The sequence below is a fragment of the Chryseobacterium balustinum genome, from assembly GCF_900168205.1.
In the GTDB taxonomy this organism is placed as follows: Bacteria; Bacteroidota; Bacteroidia; order Flavobacteriales; family Weeksellaceae; genus Chryseobacterium; species Chryseobacterium balustinum.
The window spans coordinates 1-20,130 of record NZ_FUZE01000002.1; the positions used below are offsets into that span (position 1 = coordinate 1).

At 33.5% G+C, this 20,130-nt stretch carries 12 protein-coding genes and 1 pseudogene; all 13 read right to left on the bottom strand.

Going from position 1 to position 20,130, the window contains the following annotated elements; translation table 11 throughout:
* A partial coding sequence (locus B5X64_RS03610) for a DUF6443 domain-containing protein (protein WP_079463962.1) occupies positions 1–2,765 on the bottom strand: 2,765 nt, incomplete at its 3' end.
* Positions 2,766–2,774: 9 nt separating this feature from the next.
* Positions 2,775–6,167, bottom strand: a complete 3,393-nt coding sequence (locus tag B5X64_RS03615; protein ID WP_079463963.1) for a hypothetical protein — start codon at positions 6,165–6,167, stop codon at positions 2,775–2,777.
* A 6-nt stretch (positions 6,168–6,173) separates the two neighbouring features.
* The gene (locus B5X64_RS03620; RefSeq protein ID WP_079463964.1) at positions 6,174–7,805 is read right to left on the bottom strand and encodes a T9SS type A sorting domain-containing protein; all 1,632 of its coding nucleotides are present in this window, start codon (positions 7,803–7,805) and stop codon (positions 6,174–6,176) included.
* Positions 7,806–8,027: 222 nt separating this feature from the next.
* Positions 8,028–8,150, bottom strand: a complete 123-nt coding sequence (locus tag B5X64_RS23305; RefSeq protein ID WP_123920945.1) for an IS3 family transposase — start codon at positions 8,148–8,150, stop codon at positions 8,028–8,030.
* A gap of 143 nt (positions 8,151–8,293) precedes the next feature.
* Positions 8,294–8,515, bottom strand: a pseudogene (locus B5X64_RS23310) (DDE-type integrase/transposase/recombinase); the annotation flags it as partial.
* Between the two features lie 538 nt (positions 8,516–9,053).
* Entirely contained in the window at positions 9,054–9,203 is a 150-nt protein-coding gene (locus B5X64_RS23170; protein ID WP_079463966.1) for a transposase, read from the bottom strand.
* Entirely contained in the window at positions 9,196–9,384 is a 189-nt protein-coding gene (locus tag B5X64_RS23175) for a transposase (RefSeq protein WP_262707254.1), read from the bottom strand. Before B5X64_RS23175 ends, B5X64_RS23170 begins: the two co-directional genes overlap by 8 nt.
* 230 nt (positions 9,385–9,614) lie before the next feature.
* The gene (locus B5X64_RS03640; RefSeq protein ID WP_079463968.1) at positions 9,615–10,118 is read right to left on the bottom strand and encodes a hypothetical protein; all 504 of its coding nucleotides are present in this window, start codon (positions 10,116–10,118) and stop codon (positions 9,615–9,617) included.
* A complete protein-coding gene (locus B5X64_RS03645) occupies positions 10,118–16,849 on the bottom strand; it encodes an RHS repeat-associated core domain-containing protein (RefSeq protein ID WP_164463445.1) in 6,732 nt (2,243 codons plus the stop codon). The genes B5X64_RS03640 and B5X64_RS03645 overlap by 1 nt, the downstream gene beginning before the upstream one ends.
* A gap of 33 nt (positions 16,850–16,882) precedes the next feature.
* Positions 16,883–17,368 (bottom strand): T9SS type A sorting domain-containing protein, encoded by a 486-nt coding sequence (locus tag B5X64_RS03650; RefSeq protein ID WP_079464282.1) that lies wholly within the window; start codon positions 17,366–17,368, stop codon positions 16,883–16,885.
* A 7-nt stretch (positions 17,369–17,375) separates the two neighbouring features.
* On the bottom strand, positions 17,376–18,323 hold the full coding sequence (locus B5X64_RS03655; protein ID WP_079463969.1) for a DUF536 domain-containing protein: 948 nt from the start codon (positions 18,321–18,323) through the stop codon (positions 17,376–17,378).
* Between the two features lie 351 nt (positions 18,324–18,674).
* Positions 18,675–19,034, bottom strand: a complete 360-nt coding sequence (locus tag B5X64_RS03660) for a PKD domain-containing protein (RefSeq protein WP_079463970.1) — start codon at positions 19,032–19,034, stop codon at positions 18,675–18,677.
* 149 nt (positions 19,035–19,183) lie between these two features.
* Positions 19,184–20,080: a leucine-rich repeat domain-containing protein gene (locus tag B5X64_RS03665; RefSeq protein ID WP_079463971.1), complete on the bottom strand. Its 897-nt coding sequence runs from the start codon at positions 20,078–20,080 to the stop codon at positions 19,184–19,186.
* Positions 20,081–20,130: the final 50 nt, after the last annotated feature.

Sequence of the window (20,130 nt, forward strand, 5' to 3'; positions counted from 1 at the left end):
TCGATTTGTAAAAATCCTGGTGCATCTACCATTAGTTGACGCGCCTGATAGTCGTACATTCCGGTCTCTTGGAGTTCTTTGCCATTGTATTTATAGTTGTAATAACCACCCAAATTACTCTTTAATCCTCCGATATGATTAAGACCGAATGGATAGTAATCATTTTTATCCGTGATTTCCAATGATCCATCGAGCTTTTTTGCATAGCTTAATCTGGCAGTTCCTAAATGATCTTTATACTGGTAAATATAACGATTTTCTGCAAAGCTGTAAAAGCCCTCTGTTGTAGGTACAAAATTTAATCTCCAGATTGGTGCTAAAGGAGGCTTGATACCACCACCCGGATCAAAGATGATGTCTCTCTTCTGATAGGCCTGCTCCTCAAAAGCAAACTCGGTACGACACCATAGACAAGGTGCTACCGTTTCTTCGTAACTGTAATGGAAGCCATCCAAATAATCAGTCATACTTGTAGTCGTAGACTGCCCTCTTCCTCCTCCACTAATATAAGATTTACGAAGCTTTACTCCATCTGCTCTATAAAGGTATTTAGTATAAATAGGAACCAAGAGTCCAACCATATTAATTTGGGAAATGGAAAAATTATTAGGTAAATTGAGATAGTTGTAACTGATATTTTGGATGTCTTTATCAAGCATATTGGTCATATTGCCATTAAGATCATAACTGATCAGATTATTTCCGCCTTCATAACCTGTACTGTTCTGCTGGTTTTCTATTATCTGAGTCAGACGGTTTCCTTCATAGATATAATCCAGATTATCTACCATTGTTGCCGTAGGTGAAAATACCTGAGGAGCATTTCTCTTCAGGCTGAGGATATTTCCGTTTAAATCATAGGTCAGATATTCATCAAAAAAAGTACTGTTTCCTGTCGTTGGCTCATTATAAAAAGCGTTTTTTAGCCTGTTCAAATGATCATACTCATAGTTATAGCGCTTCAAAAGATCTTCGGAAGAGTTTTTCCAATCGATCTCTGCAATATTGCCATTGTATTTTCCTGGTGCCGCATTGGTATTGGCTGGGTTGTTATATTTGATTTTATATCCAAATAGATCGCCATTGCTTAAATCTGCAGGATCATTGATATTGGTCATCCAACCTCGGATGTTGTAGACATAATCTACTTGCTGAAGTCCATTCCCTAAACTTGTTCCTCCAACCTTTTTGTTTTTCAATTGAGAAAGCTCAGTATACTCATTCTGTGCAAGATATTCCACAGGATTGCTATCAACCTGATGCGTATGGGTTACTAATCTGTTTTGATGATCATACGTAAAGTTCTCGGTAATAACCTTTTCGGGATCACTATCCAGTCTTTTGTGTTTTGTAACAACCATTTTTGCCATTCCTGAAAAATCAAGCTCTGATTCCGTTTTCGTATAACCTCCCAAATGGTTGATAGAATGACTTCCGATCGGTCTTCCTTTCTGATCATACCAAGTGTAATTCTTTGTCCAGTTGTCGTCCTCAATGTTTTTTACATACGACGCTACAGGCAAACCTTTGGTACTTACATTTAAACTTGAATCATCTGTCAACAAAGGTAAATTAGTAACTGTAGGGATAAATGACGGCGTAAATGGAGGATAGGTGTCGTAATAATTAACGGATAATATCGTATCTATCTGATTATATAAATCGTTTGTATAATAAATCTGCATTCCGCTCATGGTAAAACCTTGTGCGCTTTTGTTTTCAGTAATTACGAAATTATTGGTTATAGCTTGTAATCCTGCACGGGTTTGATTAGGAAGAGGCATAATTCCTGTATAGATTACTCTACCAAACGTATCATATTTTGTGACAAGCCATTTCGAATTTGGTCTTAAATTAGCATCCTGTGTTGCAATCAGTCGATCTGCTTTGTCATATACCATATACTCCCACCCCTTTCCCGGCAGCTTCTTCTCAACAAGACGGTTTCTACCGTCGTATTTGTATTGATAGCAAAGATTGTTTAATGTTACATCAGGAAATGTACCCGTGGTTAAACTTTTAACCGCTTCTACTGCTAAAGGTGGAATGACATAAGCCAGCTGGTCATAATCATTGTAAACATAATAAGTATCGGCATTTTCTGTGGCACTAACTACCTTTCTTACCATTAAAACCTGGCCCTGACCATTCTTATATTCAATGGTCGTATTTCCGTCTTCATCCGTTACCATATTTTTGTACAACTGGGCATTACCGTAAGAAGGTGTTAAATTAAGTTCCGATTCGAAAGTGGTATAGTTAAATGTGGCTGTAAACTTTCTCACCTCTCCGTCAACATTTGCATTGTAATTAAATGTGACAGGATGGGCTTGCCAGTCCGTGCCGGGCTGTACCTGAGATAAAACCCTGTCTAAAGGTGATGCCTCGAGATTGGAGTGACCAAATGCAAAATTATCACCATAATAAGTCGTGGCTGAAGATTTTACTCCTGTTTGAATGCCGCCATTCAGGGTATTCATAGGGGCAGGAAGCCAGGAATCGACTTGTCTTCCGAAACCGTCATATTCAATATGGCTCACCAAATCTTTTCCGGTAGGTGATGCTTTTATACTCACAACCTGTTTAGGTCTGCCTAAACCGTCAAAATATTGGACGGTTTCTGCTGCCTTAGAGGCAGTGGTTCCATTATAATCGAGATAGGTTTTTGAATAGACATAATTTTGATTAGTGCTCAGGTTGAGAGTTTGCGCATGGGAAAGCCCCACTACAAACAATGCACTTATCGGGATGATTATTTTTTTCATGATTTGGTTTTAGTGTTTGTAGTTGTATTTGAATTCTTTTAACAGTTTACCTGTAGCATTATCCTGTCTGATTTCTTTCAGTCTATGGGCTGAATCATACAAATAAACTTCTTTTATTCCTATAGGTGAGGTGATACTCGTTACTCCAATTAATGAATCATGCGTATAGGTAGTGACTTGTGCATCAGATAACCATGTAGAATTTCTAACATTAGTTAGAGCAGATAATAATGGGGTTTCATCATTATTAGCACTAGCTGCTGCATCTAAATTTGACTCATTTATTGCTTGATCTAGTAGTAATTTTAGGTCAGATGGTGTGCCATATTTGACTCTCAAACCCGCTCCTTCTATTTTGATAATAGGTTGAGTTTGATTATATCCCCAAATTATTATCGTGGTAAAATCACCCTTATCCGTATATTGTGATAAATTCCCCTGGTTGTCGTATTTATCATAAGTAATTTCTAAAGATGGTAAATTAGATTGAACGTCATATGACTGTACAGACAACGGTAGCAGTAGATTTCCCGTTTGCGATGTTGGATAATTATTCTGATCAGGATAGATGGTTTCTAATCTAGAAGTCATTTTGCCTACTAAATCTGTAGAATCCTTTCTTTTTAGATTCATAATTTCTAACGGAACACTTATCATATTAGCATTAAGCAACTTCTGGTTACCTTTCTCAAAAGCATAAGCATAGGTGGTTTCCTGAACAGAATAATCAGAAAGAGTTGTTATTTGTTTAGTAAGTTGCTTTTGAGGATTTAAATAATAATTTTTAATATTACTAATAATCTTATTATTTGGGTTATTAGAATTTGGAAAATCTGTAATTGTTGTTTCAGATAACAAAGCTTCATTTATGATAGTTGGGTAGGATGTAATATATTTATTTTTAAGATCATAAGGATCTCCATTGGCAGAAGGGTAAACGTCAGCTCCTAAAATATTATAGACTTTTCTATCTTCGGTAAAATTGTATTTATTTTCAATAATCTTATTATAAACGATATTATTATTTTGAATTTTAAATAATTTTTTGCTGATTAATTTTCCGTCAACATTGGGAAAAGAAAATAATCGATAGAATTTTTTTTCTACAGATAGAGTTAATAAAGATAAAACGCTCTCGTTTCCAAGAATATATTGATCACTAAAGCCTAGCTCACCAAACTCAGGTGAAAATAATTTGAAATCTTCATTTCTCGGTTTTACATAATAGTTTTTTTCTTCCCCTCCCTTTTCAAATTGATCTCCACCAAAACTTACAGTAATATCTGAATACATAGGATCAGTTAGATTGAAATAGTTTAGTTCATTCGAGTTTTTCGATGGATAAGAATATCCTAATGAACTTAAATTAGGAGTTGATTTAGTGTTTTCAACAACAATAGAAGATCCTGAGTAATTATCTGTAGGATGTTCATCACATCCAGACGATGTTTGGGGATTAGGTAATCTTGTCTGCAAAAGAAAATGAGTCTTAAAATTGGGAGTAAGAATAACATTATTCTTTTTTATATTGGGTATATTTACAAAATCAGTATAATATATTCTTTTAATGTTTACCGTGTCATTTTCTGTAATATCGTATTGTTTTTTTAATCGTATACCGGGTCCGTTCTGTATATCCAATTTCTTATATTTTATTATTGCATATCCTTCGCAATTACTACACATATTATCTAGAATCTTTAACAAAAATTTATATTTTTTAGTACGGTTTAACATAAAAGTAGCCTCTAGTCTATTATAAAAATTTGGAGTTATTCTACTTACTCCTAATCTTGTAGAATAAACAATATTATCGAAGCTGTCAAGTATTTGAAATTCAGACCATGCTTTTTGGGGTGGGGTGTAAGAAACATCATGAGATTTGAGACCAATTGAAATTTGAGCATTTCCATCGAAAAATTCATATGGCAATAATTCTTTAGTATTAGTACCAACATAGCTTATAGGCTCATCCAGCCGATGATTACCAACTCCCAAATCAAGCGTACCATCATCTTTAGGAGCCTCATTAATAGGTTCATATTCAAATACAGTTTTTCCTTTTGTGGGATAAGTTATAGATTTAAGAGTTCCATACTTTGCGAGTTCAAATATCGTTCTTCGATCTGCAAAAATATTCAACGCAGGTTTATTGGTTCCGTCAAATAAATTTGTATTGGGAATTATTGTATTTATATTATTACTTTTTCCGTTATAATACCCAAGATAATCAATAGCTACAGATGATCTGTTAGGAATTTCTAAGGGATTATCATATTCCATAGTATATTCCTGTGTTGAATTTAAATTATTGTTTTCATAAAATTTAATATTTGTCAGAAAGTATCTTTCCAAATTATTATTATTACCAAGTTTATCTAAATAATTAAACGTATACCTTTTCCTTAATAGATTATTACTGGTATAGACGTTAATACTGTTAAGTTTATCATATAAAACATGATCATTAGAATATTCAAAAGAAATAATTTTATCATCGGAAAAGATTCTGCTAATTCTTTTAGGGTCTGAAATTTTTAGAGCCCTGTTATTCTGTTGAATTCCAATAAGGGGGAGCGGACGTCCACCACAAGCTGGTTCTGAAATTAGCATAATATCTGAATTATAATTTTGTTGGATATTGGTTACTATTCCTTCTAAAATTCCTGTTTCATACTCGAAATTGATGGTCTTATTACTACTGCTGCTGGTTATTTGTTTCAAATAAAAACTTGTTACACCCGCTGTTGAAGGTTGATCTCTACTCATTGTTTTTTCAGTAAATCCAGTACCTCCAAAATGATAAACAATCCCATCGTTTGAAGTAATTTTAAACTCATAATTCTGTCTAAATGATCCAATGACTTCCACTTTACAATTATTGTCTTTAGTCAATATTACAGGTTGAAAATTTCCATCTAAATAAAAACTTCCGGAATAATTACCTATGGTAAAGTTGAAAACATCTACTTCGTGATCATTATTTTGTAATACATAGGCTCCCCAAGTCTGAGGATTGGATAGAGTTATATATGGAAGCAGATTAAATAAATTGTGTAGTACTTTTTCATCTGCAATATCATTAATAGTTCTTGTAATTATTCCTCCGGTATTTAAAACCCAATTTATGCCTGTACTGTTGGGTATATCGTTTACTTTCACCCCTGCTTTAGTATATTTTAATTCTAAATCGAGAGGAATATTACCATTTTGAAGTGAAAACAAAGGTATTGAGACATTAGGCTCTCCTCTAAAATCGTTGATTTCTGTATTTCCAAATGTTGATTTGTAAAACGATTCTGGTGATGGTGGGATTATATCATATGGCTTATCAGTATTAATTGACTGTCCAAAACAAACTAAATATATAAAGCTTGTTATAAAGATTAATATTTTTTTCATCTGTTTTTATTTCTTAATCAGTTTAGCATTCGCAGCTTTATCAGTATCTGTTTTCACAACGATCAAATATGCTCCCTGAATCAGATTCTGCGTATTGATCTTGGTTACCTTGTTTTTGGTTTTCAAACTCTGAAGCTGTCTTCCACCCATATCATATAGTGTAACATCTGCTTCTTTAAAATCAAATCCGATTTCAACATAAGCATAATCTGAAACTGGGTTAGGATAGATCTTAATATTCTGTTTTTCTATCAATTGGTCGATCTGGCTGTCACCAAGTTTCACGATCTTCCAGTTCTCTTTACCTAATTCTTCGGCGCTTGTTCCTGCCAAAACAATCGAACCATCTTTATTCATTTTCAGATCAGAAAGCCTTTCCTCTTTCTTTCTCGATTCCCCTTTTACGTGTTTTCGCCATTGTTCATTGCCATTATTGTCGATATACAGCATCCAAAATGTTTCATCATCAGCTTCAATTCTTCCTTCGGCTTGCGTATATCCTCCCAATAAAATTCCTTTAGAATTCTTTCCGTCTCTTGTGTTGATTACATTCATTCCCATCAGAATATCACGGTTTTTAAAGTTGTACGATCTCTGCCATTGCTCTTCACCTCTTGTATTTAAAGAGATGAGCCAGATATCTGTTCCTTCTTCAATTCCAACGGTTTTGTTTCCTGATCTTTCCGACCTTGATTCTCCACCAATAATATATCCTGAAGACGTAAAGGCCATAGTTCTCAAATGATCATCACCTGTACCTCCAAAATTCTTTTCCCATTCTACTTTATTGTCTTTGCTGAGCTTGATCACCCAATAGTCACCTTCACCGAAGTTTTCTGTAGACTTTGGATGAGTAATAGGTAATGAGTAATTAGTAATATCTGAAGAATTCCCTTTTGCAGTCGAATTGACATTACCCATTACCGATTGCTTATTACCCATATGAAATTCAGAACTCCTTGAATAGATTCCCAACAATGCTCCTCCATCTGGAGTAGGAATCATTTTTTCAACTTCATCCAGACCTCTTCCGCCTAATACTAATTCTGAAAGTACTTTTCCGTTTTTATCAAGTCTTGTTACGGTCACATCTTTTGAGCCGAATCCGTTGGCGTCATTCTGAACATTCCCGGCAACCATAAAACCAAAATCTGCGGTCTGAATCACCGATCTTGCTTCTTCATCCTGAGATGTTCCTAAGGTTTTTTGCCACAATTCATCTCCGAATTCGTTGATTCTGATCAGCCACATATCAGATCCTCCCTTAGAATCATCTTTTTTATCTAAACCTTTTCCGGAATAAGAAGTTCCCGCCAACAGAAAACCTCCTTCCTGAGTAGCAACCGCTGCTGATAGAAAATCATGGTTCTGTCCCGAAAAATATTTTTCCCAGACTTCTTCACCCTGTTGATTCAATTTAACGAGATGAAAATCGTAACCGTTATTCTGTTTGTTTTCGGAAGTGATTTTTTTTGATTGAATCGAACTTCCGGTAATAAGATATTGCTGATCGATTGTGGTGGTGACTTGTGAGAGAAAATCCTGAGTAGAAGATTTAATGTCTTTCTGCCATATCACCTCCTGAGCATATACAATTGCAGTACTTAGCAATAATGCACTTATGTAGAGTTTTTTCATGATTTGGTTATTAATTTAACAATGCGCGAATTTAACTTTTTTTAACGTAATAAGTCAACTGTTTGATGAAAATTAATATAAATATTATCATTGTAATGTGACAAAATTAAGTAAGCATTGCGACAAAACTTGACGTGTTATTATTTGACAGAAAAGAGAAGATAATCTTTTAGAGATTATTTTAGAAGTTTATCTCAAAGGGAAAGAAGTTCTAATAATATCTTATATTTCTTTAAATCTTTCATTTTGTTTATTAAATTCTTCTATTGTTAGATAATTAAGTGTGCTGTGACATCTTTTTTTGTTGTAACAGACTTCGATATACTCGAAAATTTCCAGCTCCATTTTTCTTTTGTAATTAGCTTGTTGCCATAAATGAGTTCAGTTTTCAATGATTTAAAAAAGCTCTCCGCCACTGCATTATCCCAACAATTTGCTCTACGGCTCATACTTCTTGCAGCGCCATAAAATTCAACGGTGTTCGCAAATTTCTTACTTGCATATTGTACACCCCGGTCAGAATGGAAAATTAATCTATCAACTATTTTCCTGTTTTTGACAGCCATTTTCCAAGCCGTAAGGGTTGTTTCTTCGGTACTCATTCCTTTGCTCAAACTCCATCCGATTATTTTCCGGTCGTATAAATCAATAATTGTTGTCAAATACAAAGACCCTTCTTTGCCGTGAATATAAGTGATGTCAGAAACCAATTTTTTAAGGACTTATCTGCTATAAAGTTCCTGTTCAACACATTTTCTACTACCAAATAATTGTGTTTAGAGTTCGTAGTAACTTTAAATTTCTTGCTTAATTTACTTCTCAAGCCAAGCTTCCACCAAATGTTTCGATATATCATCGGTCATGAGTACAAGACAAGCACAGCCAACTAAATAACTACTATTCCACTGCTGATTGTTGTTAATTTAAAAAATTAAATTGCAATAGACACAATCTAAAGACATTATTTGATAAGAATGAATTTTGAAATTCTTTTTTAATCCGGCTCAATTGAACCAAGTCATCGATAAAAGTGTTTAAAGATACGCTCGTCTTGGTTACAAGATAGGATCATAAAATTTCTGAAATTTGAGAAATTTGAGAAATTCTTTCCAAATCTTCGATTAAATGTTTCGATATTCCTTCGGTTATGGGTACAAAAAGCCTCTGAAATATTTTTCAGAGGCTTTTGCTTTTATCGGCTATTTTGAGCTCAGTCTGGAATCAAGGCTCAGTCTCAAAAGTTGGGGACTAAGCAAAAAGTTTAGCTAATCTGAATAGAAAGAAAGATTTATCTCGTACTCCTCCAAGTTGTAATCTGAAGTTTTTTATTTTCGCATTGAAAGATTCTGCTGAAGCGTTTGTGCTTGGTGCGTTAAAGTAATTGAGAATATCATTCATAGTCTAATATGATTGTTCTCGTTAAGGTATTGAATGATTTAAATCCTGATTCTTCCACTTCTTTAAACCAGTGTACCAGCTTTAACATTGCAACTGATTTTTCAATGTTTTGATTATAAGTTTTCCTAAGTCCACCTGATAAATTGTACGCTTTTTCTAAATCAGGAGACTCCGAAAACAAGATTTTTGCCCTCTTTTTTTGTGATGAAGTCCATTTTTCGGGAATTGGATATTTTCTGGGGAGGGATTTTTATGTTGAAATCTGTTTTTTGTTATTGTAGATTCTTTACGATTATATTTTATGGATGTTTATTAAAGACAAAATCCTCACATTTGTGAGGATTTATTTTATTAGCTCAAAGTCGGGAGTCTTTGTGCAGCGAGGATTTACATTTATGATAATTACAAACCTTATCTTGAATTTAAACCTTTTACAGTTTTTGAATAAAAAGAATATCCAGGAATAACATTATTATTTAATTTTTTTTCTAAGATAAATAATTTTTCATGTTTAATATTGAATGGGAAATCAATACTTGTGTTTTTAAACCATGTTTTGCCTTTGTCAAACTTAAAATTCAATTTCTTTATTTTTTTAGAAGGTATTAGAATTATCGGTATGGATTGTTTATCTTGACCGTACAATTCGCTAACAACGTTATCAATGGTATCATTTACAAAGAAATCATATTGGTTTAATTCGCCAACAGAACTAAAATTATTTTCACTTATTATACACTGAGGTGCTAAAATATAATAATTTTTAGATGTTGGATTGTTTAAGTAAATATTAATTTCATAATCTTTATCATTCCGATCTACTTTCTGCAATATTAACTGATCTTTATCTTTGCAAGATGTGAGCATCATAAAAACACATACAATGCAACTATTTAATAATTTATAAATTTTCATTATTTCACTTTAATAATTAAGTTTTTCAACAAATCTACAAGTACACGTTCTGGAGCAAATATACCCAAGTAGCTACCTCCATATATCCCTTGCAAATTTAATTTTCTATAATTATTCATTATAATAAAACTATTTTGACTCTGTTGGATAGCATGATGCGCTTTTGTACCCATTTCTATACTTGAGGTTTCAATTTTTTCATTCCATTCATTTTTGTATCCATATTTGTGGTTGATAACAGAATGACCAAACTCATGAAAAAAATAAGAATGTACCTGAGCAGTCGAATATACATTAGGTGGAATGTATATTGTAGAACGTACGGCTTTACCACCGATGACAGGATTATAAGCGGTAACTGTTGCAGCACCAGCTTCACCTCCTCCTTTTCTGACAAATGCTGTTCCACTCTCATTTAGAGTATAATTCCCGGGAATTGAACCCAGCGGAGCTAGATATACATTTTGTTTAAAACCATAGCTTAAGTATGGGCCTTTCCATTGTTGGAAAGCTTCTATTACTTCATTTTGAGTCAATGCTTTCTCACCAAATTCATCAATTACTTCACTTTCATGTACAGAAAAATAATCAGTAGATGTAATTTTATTATCAAATACATTGGCTGAATAGGAAATTCCTCCAATCGCTCCCGTTAAGAAGTTAGAACCTGTAAATGCAGAGTTTAATCCCCCTGAGACAATTCCAGGTAAAAAACTTTTAATTGCGCCTGCATAACTCGATATATTCCCTAATGCGCCTGAAACAGCTGCACCACCAATAGCCCCTCCTAATACTGCACTCCATGTACTTTCCCAATTCCATTTTCTGGGATTCCAATTTCCGTTGTTAGCCTGAACACCCGATAAATATCCTCCTGCAATTGCACCAACTGCCCACCACCAAAACTCTCCGTTAGGATCGCTGTACATCATTGGGTTATTCATAACATACCCATACTTATTATAATTCTGGGTGTTGTAAGGATCCTGGATGTTCTCGTCTGCATTTAAAAATCTTCTCAACAATGGATCGTATAATCTACCATTCATGTGGATGATGCCTACTTCTGCAAAATGCTCATGGCTGGTATATCCCCTCTCAATTAGTAATAAGGAATTAGCAATGAGTGATTTATCGGTGATAATTGCTCCATTTCCAATCTTAAAATGCGTAAAATTGCCCCAAGCATCAAAATGTCTTTGCTCAAGTTTATTTCCTGCTTCATCACTGATTGCGAGGATGCTTCCGATATAATCTTTGTGTAGGAATTTATGAGAGCCTGTTGATTCATCATAGTTCTTTAGATAAAGAATATTAGATTCATAAGGCGTTCCACCAATATAAAGAATATGTTTTTCTTTTCCGGTGGTATTATCCTTCACGACTTCAAAGCTGCCGTCTGAGCTGTAGAATTTGGTAAACTTACCATCTCCGTCTTCGCTGAAATTTCCTCCATAGGTTACTCTTTGCCTCATGGCAGTTAAACCATATTGAAAAGCTACATCTCCTTTTTCACCATCAATAAATACAGGATCGTTGTTTTCGTTATAAACAACAGATTGAATTAAATCATTATTATAATTCTGCTCACCTGCTGCATTGAGGGTCATCCCTGTCGGTTGGTAAATCTTGGAAGAATTTTCAAATTTAATTTTTCCAACCTGATCATTTTCAAGAATTCTACCTTTTGCATCATAAACATTAAGTTTTGCATTCTGTACTTTAACTCCAGTCACGGGATTTGTCCAGTTGATCAGTCGGTTATTGTCATCATAATCGAAAGTTTCATTGATGCTAAAATCTCCACCGGTTGTTCTGAGTCGTAATTCATTCTTTATGCCATCGAATGAATAATGAATTTGCAGAATATCTGTTTTTACCTGTGATGAATGATTCACATTGGTTAGAAAACCATTTTCATCATACATATTGTTAACATCGGCTGCTCCCAATTTTACCTTTGAAACCTGCCCTCTTGCATTGGTTTCTTTCAGCTCCCAAAGCACGGTACCTGTGAGGCTATTTTTAATCTGATATAATTCTCCATTCCAGGTGCTATATACATTCTCAATCTGAACTTTCGTTAAAATACCGGAAGAGTAGAGTTGTTTTTCATACGAAATCACCCTTGCTTTATCATCATAGGTAATTCCTTTTTGAATAAAATATTTACCGTTACTGCTTTCTGATGAAGACAATACTCTTCCCTGAGGATCGTAAGAAACATTAGAGCTATACGCTTTTCCTTTCGAGGTTCCGGATTTTGAAATTACTCTTCCTTTATCATCATAAGAATAAGTAATTGTTTTATTACTTGCCTGCCCGCTATCGTTTGTGGAAAGTTCTTTTTGTGTAATAAGCTGCCCTAAATTATTGTATGCATATTCTTTTGTTCCTTTAGGGCTGATGATTTTTTTAGGCTGTCCGAAGCCATCGTATTCATATTTATACAATCCGTTGGAAGGATCATTAAATTCAGATTTCCTTCCCCAGGCGTCATATTTTGTGGTAACAATATTTTCGGCATACTGTGCTTTAATCTGTTCTCCGGCGGCATTAAAAGTAAATTGTATTGTTCCTCCTTTATCATTGCTTGAAAGTACATTGCCTAAAGCATCGGTTGTTTTTGAATTTGTTCTTTCGTAGCCGTTATCTTCTTTTATGGTAGTAGTCAACCCTGAAGCAGTTGTTATTAATCGTTTACCTGTAAATGAAGTAATTTCATCCGATGCATTTATTTTAGCCAATGCAGTGGAAGTAACTTTAGTTGGGAAGACTGTATCATCATAGGTTAAAACATTCCACTGAGAAGGACTTTGCCCCTCAAAATAAAGCTCAGATTCTCTAATTTTTCTGCCTAAAATATCATATCGTGTATCTTTAGAAACAAATTGTCCCTGTCCGAAAGCTTTGGTGGAAGTTTTATAATTCTGACCTAACTTATTGGTGTAATTTTTAGAAATATCACCATCAGGATTATATTGGGTTATAATAATATTTGAATTGCTATCTCTATCATACTGATAAGTAGTTGTTCCGCCTAAATTAATTTTGGATTTAAGAAGTTTACCCCAGTTATCATAAGTGTTGGTAAGAACATTTCCTAAAGCATTGGTTTGAGTAAGAATTTGCCCCCAATTATTATAAGTAGTATTGGTTTCTAATCCTAAGTTGTCTGTTTTCTTTAGAATAAATCTCCCTTTATCATCATAATTTGTTTTTATTGTCTGCGTTTGAGGGTCTATACTATTGCTGATGGTTTTTTGGGTAAGATTACCAAAACCATCATAGCTGTAAGTTTCTAAAAGATAACCCGTATTATCTCTGTTCCAGATTTTCAGAGTTTTTAATTGGTTATTTTCGTAGGTATTTTCTTCTTTCGCTGATTTTGTGTCGCCATAGGCCTGTGCAATATCAGTTTTAGACTTTGGTCTACCTATAAAATAATTCACACCTATTCCTGTGGGATTATGGGTGTATTCAAAAGTAGAAGTACTTATTGCATAGCCGCTGTTGACATTAGATATTCTTTGCAATGGTAGGTAATAATCTCCATATGTAATATTATCAGTAGTTAAAATTCCTGATAAAAAATCTTTAGATTTTGAAATTTTTGGTATTATTGCCGTTACTACTTTTGGCTTGTCAGCATCAGCAAAAGTTGTTACTAACTGACCGTTCAGGAGTTTATCTGTCTGGTATGTTGTCGATTTAAAGCTTAGTAACTGTGCGTTATTCTCAGAAACATCTACAGGGAATATCTGAGATTCCATATTTGTTCTGATCGACCACTCTTTAATAGGAATACCTTCATTTATCGGATCAATTTCGACCCCTGACCATATTTTTGTATTTTCAAACCCATCAGCATACCAGGATGAGCGGGCTGTTTTGCGAAAACCTATCATCCCTCTTCCAAGAATGTTGGATGTAAGCCCTCTATATCTGAAATCTTGTTTTAGCTTCTTATCGGCTGCAATATTTTGGATGAGTTGAGAAACAACATGCATTCCTGCCACCTGCCCAATTTCAACATAAGGATAGTTTGTAACTTCAGAAGTATTATTATATAAATTAGGAGTTGGCGTTTTATCTAATCGATTATAAACAATATCAGTAGTAATATTTCCTTGTGAAATACTCTTGATACGACCTTCCATTGAAATGTCATAATACTTGTGAGTATCCATGTCCAAATCACCTTCAAAATTAGGCACTATAGAAACTAATGCAAACTTTTTTAGCATGGCTCCGGCTGAATGACCAACTGGTATTCCAATTTTATCAGCTGCATTTGGCGCTAAAAAAGAATTGATATTACTTGAATTAAGATAAACGATTTGACCATATGTTTGATCACTGTAAAGAGGATTGCTACCTCCTCCAAAAGTTGCTAAAACACTTACTCCACTGCCAGATGTTACGCGGTACTTTACCCCTGCACTTGGATTATCTTGATTATATTCTTTTTGATAATATCTTGACGATTGAAGGAATATAAGCTCTGTCTTTCCATCATTATTAATATCAAAAGCTACAAAAGTTCTAGGATTAGCCACCGTAATATTTTCGTAATTATCTTTAGTGACCGTACGACTCTTATGTTGCCTCATAAAAACACGGGTTTCTTCTTTGAAATCAATCCCTGTTGACATATACAGATACCAAAGATCAGAATCATTTGATTCCGGAATCATAATATCGCTTAAGCCATCTCCATTATAATCACCTGCTAAACCATCCTTCCATATTCCCTTTAATAGAGTATTGTTTGTCGGATTAAAAGGTGCTGTAGATGAAATATATTTACCCTGACTATTTTTTTGAAAAGTAATTATGAATGGTTTTTTATTCTGATCGATTTTTACCAAATCAAAAACACCATCTCCATTAAAGTCTCCGCTTTTATAATCAACAAATGCATTATCAGTGTCAGTGTAAAGCAATAATTCATAAAACCATTGATTATTTTGAATTGATTCATCAGGATCAATTACAATATATCTTTTTATATTCTCACATTGATGTGGGAGTTTTTCAGTACCATTTATATCAGTTCTCCAACAGGTTTTATCATTGAGTGTTAATACCAACTCACTTAAACCGTCTCCATTAAAATCAACATTATATAAGCCGCTAATGGTTGTTCTTACACCTTCTTGTGTGGTTCCAACAGAATAATCATAATTTACACCGGGAATGGTCTTTTTATTATATAATACAATCTGGTTATTTTCTGTAATTCCATAAAAAGATAGTTCTAAATCATACTTTAAACCGGAAGGATTAATATATTTCCATGTTACAAATCCCTGACGATTGTTAACAAGATTATTCCTTTTTAAATTGACAGCAATAGCGTTTTTAAATTCAGCTTGAGTTATTGAATTTCCTACATAAACAGGTGGAGAGCCTCCTCCTGCCACATGATAAAAATTTCTATAAAAGTATATCCCAATCTGAGGTATATTCGCAGATGTTGAAGTATGATATTTCATAAAATCGAGACGCCCGTCACCGTCAAAATCACCAAATAGATCTGTTGCATAGTTATGATTAACAACGTTTGGAAATCCCCAAGTTTGAATGTTTGGGTTAGGAATATCCATTGACTTTTCATAAGTGAAAATTACAGGATTAGCTTCCTCATTCTGACTATTGAAAACTGTGATTTTATCCAAATACCTGTAGGCGGTTTCCTGCAAATCCTTTTTATAGGTTACACGATATTTTTTATATTGTTGATGATTCGAAGTTACAATGATAGATTCAAGAAGTTTTGATTGAGAAAAACCAATCCCTTTAATATAAGCGGTTTCAGGCAAAGGTCTTACTCCAAATACAAATTCTATTTTGTTAAAATGCGGTGTACCCTGCATTTCATTACCACCCCATTCAATACTGCTTATTATTGCAATATTATTCTCCAAAATGTAATTGTAGATAATTAAATTACCATTAATATCTTTTGATTTAACAATATTATAATCTATTGGTGTTCTCGCAGAGCTATTCCCAGGCGAAGCAGATCCGTACCAAGCTTGAGAACCATCATCAAAAGTCACCTCCCAATATTCAGGACCTTGCCATGTAACTCCTGACACATTTCCAATTGATTTAATTTTGATATTGGAATATTTCTCAGTTACATATTCCGCACCATCTTTTCCATATTCTCCAGACTTAAGAATTAATCTCTGTCCGTTGAAACTGTAATAATCTGAATAATCTAGTTGAACACCTTTAGTTATACCATCTACTTCAAGATTTTTACCAATCCTAGAAATTGAGTTTAATCCTGTGATATTCCAATTGTAGCCTGCAAGACCATTTTGTCCTCCACTAGTATATACAAGACTAATGTTTGGTGCAATATTTTTAACTCCGGGGGGAATATCAATTGCTAAAGTATATTGCAATTGTCCTGCTTTGGTAACTTCAATATTTCCTTTAGTATCGTGAAAACTTTGGTTTGCAGGAGCATTTGTTCCTGAAGGATTTCCAGCTCCTGCACCAGAATCACTAGGTCCGCCGCCAGGATTTTCCGTACCGGGTCCTATTTTAGCCACAAAAGGATTTGAAATCCCTGAAGTAGCTCTAAAACCAGGTGCCATGATAACAGTTTGCGGATCCTGAACTGTCCTCGTTGTACTTTCGGTCTGATGCAGAATGGTCTGAGAATAACCTGCGACCGAAAGTAAGGATATAATTATTGAATAGAATAATTTCATATTCTTCATTGTAATAATATTAGTAATTAGTTTTTAACGTTTGGTTATATTCCTGCTAAATACCCTTCCATCTTTTAAACGAACATGAAGTACATAAACACCCCATTCATAGCCGGTCATATTTATCTTCAACTGTTTGTTAAGATTAGGAAGATTTTGCTGCTGAAATTTCCAATGAACTGTACTATGCTGGTAAATAGAAACTGTAGCGATAAGTTCATCCAGCTCATCTGTCCAATCTATAGTTAAAATATCATTTACCGGTACAGGATATATTCTCATCTGTTTCCAGAATACTTTATCATCGAGCTGAGCTATTGAAGCATCTTTTTTTTCAACTTTTGTCGTATCTATTTTAGCTTCCTGACTAATTATATCTTTTGGAGCAGATTTCCCATTAATATTAGGACCACGATATCTTTGATTTCCAGCCTCATCATATTTAAAATAAACTTCTGTCTGTGAATATCCAAAGAAGCCTATGAATAAAGATAAAATTGAAAGTAACTTTTTTTTCATCTTGTATTTATTTGTGATTTGAAATAAGTAATTGAACTTGTCTTTTAAGTTCATTAATTTCTTCAGACTGTAATTGTAATCGCTTATTTTGTTCTATTGAATACAATGTTAATTCTTCTATTTTTTCAAGAAGCTTAGCGTCCATTTCAGCAACATTAATTCCTTTTTCAATGACTTCAGTTGCCGAAGGTATATTAGGTAGATGTCCTTTTTCCGCAATATGTTTTTCAACCTCTTCCAAAGTTTTAAGCTTATAATCTTTCTTAAAAACATAATCTGCCCAGACATTTGCTTTTACTTCAACTTCTTTTGCAAATATTTTCCCGTTAAATCTTGCCGTGGCATTATTGAAGAACTTTGCCCAAACTCCGTTATGGTTGTCTTCAAAACCGACATATGATCCCCCATCATTTCCTCCATTTGGAATTGAAAACAATAAATTCTGCGAAGCTCCCGCTACATTAGATAAAGTTCTAAAAACCGTATCTCCTGTACGTGCACCAACTGCCCAACAATCATTACAAACTGATCTTGCAATCTGAAAAGTCCCTTGTGAGTTTGCAATTTCCACATACGTACCATCTGCTTTAAAAATTCTAAGGCTTGCCTCTGAGTTTGCAGGATCATTTTTTCCAATTTTTACATTACCTGCAGAATTTTCTAAAATAGCTCTCATCCATGATTGAGAACTACTGTTATTAGTTTTTCTAAAATATAAATCTTGATCAAAAAAACTTCCGGCGAATTGCATTCCGAAATTATTATTTGGATTAGCGTGTCTTACATCTAAAAGATGCCACCAATCGCTTGCACCAGAAGGATAATTTATAGGATTATTGGCTTCATAAAAACCACTAATGGTTGTTGGAGAGCCTGCGTCATTTCTTGTTGTAGTATTTTGCGAAAATGCAATTGAACTAAATAATAGTCCCACGAAAAATAAATTTTTTTTCATCTTTATTGTTTATTAATTTTAATTTAATCAATTGTAAATTTAACTTTTCTTAACTAATATTATAATCTCATTAATGAGAATTAATATGAAAGTTATCATATGCTTTTTTACAAAAATGTTTATAAAAACAAGAAAATTCATTAAACACAAAGAATTAACTAATTAAAAATCAGAATTTTACAGATATTCAAAATGAAATTATATTTTTCCAAATGATTCGATTTCCCTTCGGTATTAAGCATAATAACAAGCTCTGAAAATTAAAAAATTTCAGAGCTTGTTATTATGAGGGAGAATAAAATTTGGTTAATTCTAAATTTTAGGACTAATAAAAAAATATTTATTAAAAAATTACTGAATATCAACAGATCTTTTAGGTGAAATAGTACATTTTCCGTTGTTAATATTTACATCTGCTTTAACTTCATAGGTACCTGCAGCATTATAGAGATGTGTAGCAGTTGTACCTGTCGTCGTTGTTGTAGTACCATCACCAAAATTCCAAACGATGGATGTTATTTGATTTTCACCTGAATGACTTACGTTAAACTCAACTTGTTTTGGATTGGTTCCGGAAACATTAACGTGAAGCGATGTCAGTATATTTTCACCGAGACAATCTACAATATCCTCTTCCACCTTTCTACAAGAAGAGAATGTGGAAAATACACTAACTGTTAAAAACAGAATTCCTAAAAGTTTAGTTTTCATTATTATTTTTTTACGAATTTATACATTTTTAAATTTACAAAAACGACTTTCCTAGCAAAGATGTATAATTTCAAAATATGTAGACAATCAAAACGATGTAGTTAATTATTATTCAATTTAAATTACTAGAAAAAATGTTTTAGAATAAATTAAAAATAAATCTGTGTATTCGGCATTTGTTTCCTCAGGTTTTCAACTTGAGTTTTACTCATAGGATTTCCCGTAAGAATAAGTGTTTTTAAGTTTTTTAAATCAGTAATTTCTTTCGGTAATGATTTTAGCTGATTATTCGCCAAATTAAGACTGACAATATTCTTTAAATGTTTTATTTGAGGCGAAATCTCAGATATTTTATTCTCTCCTACATTCAAAAATTCAAGATTTTTTAAAGTCAGAATGTTTTTTGAGACTGTAAGCAACATATTTTTTTGTAACTCAAGATATTTGAGCTTTTTTGGGAATCCGGTTTCATTAAGATCATTAATCTGATTCGATGAAAGATTCAGAAACTTAAGATTCTTTATTTTATCAACATCAGAAACCATGCTGATTTGGTTACTATGTAAATTGATTTCTTCAAGTCCGGAAATTTCTGTCAAAGCTTTCGGAAAAACGCTCAGATTATTCGCGTCGAGCTGTACTACTTTAAGATTTTGAAGTTTGGCAAACTCAGGATTAAGCTCTGTCAACTGGTTAAGATTCATAGAAAATGTAGTCAGCTTTTTAAGTTTGCTGATTTCATCCGGAATATATTTAATGCTGTTTTCGTTAATATTAAGAATTTCAAGTTGTGAAAGTGAAAAAAGTGCTTCGTCTAGTTTTTCAAAATTATTTCCCATCATATTCAGAAAAAAAACAGAATCCATTTTCTTAATGTCAGGCGGTAAATTAAACAAACCTTTATCTCTGAAACTTAAGCTGTAAACAGTTTTATCAGACTTCAAAGCAGCCTCCATATCTGTATAGGTAGGATATTTTACAGGATCAATCTGTGCATTTATATTAGCGATACACAAAAACGACAAAAGGCAAGTATATTTTTTCATAAACAAAAAAAGGTCGCCGAAAAAACTCCGACGACCGTTATAAAGTATTA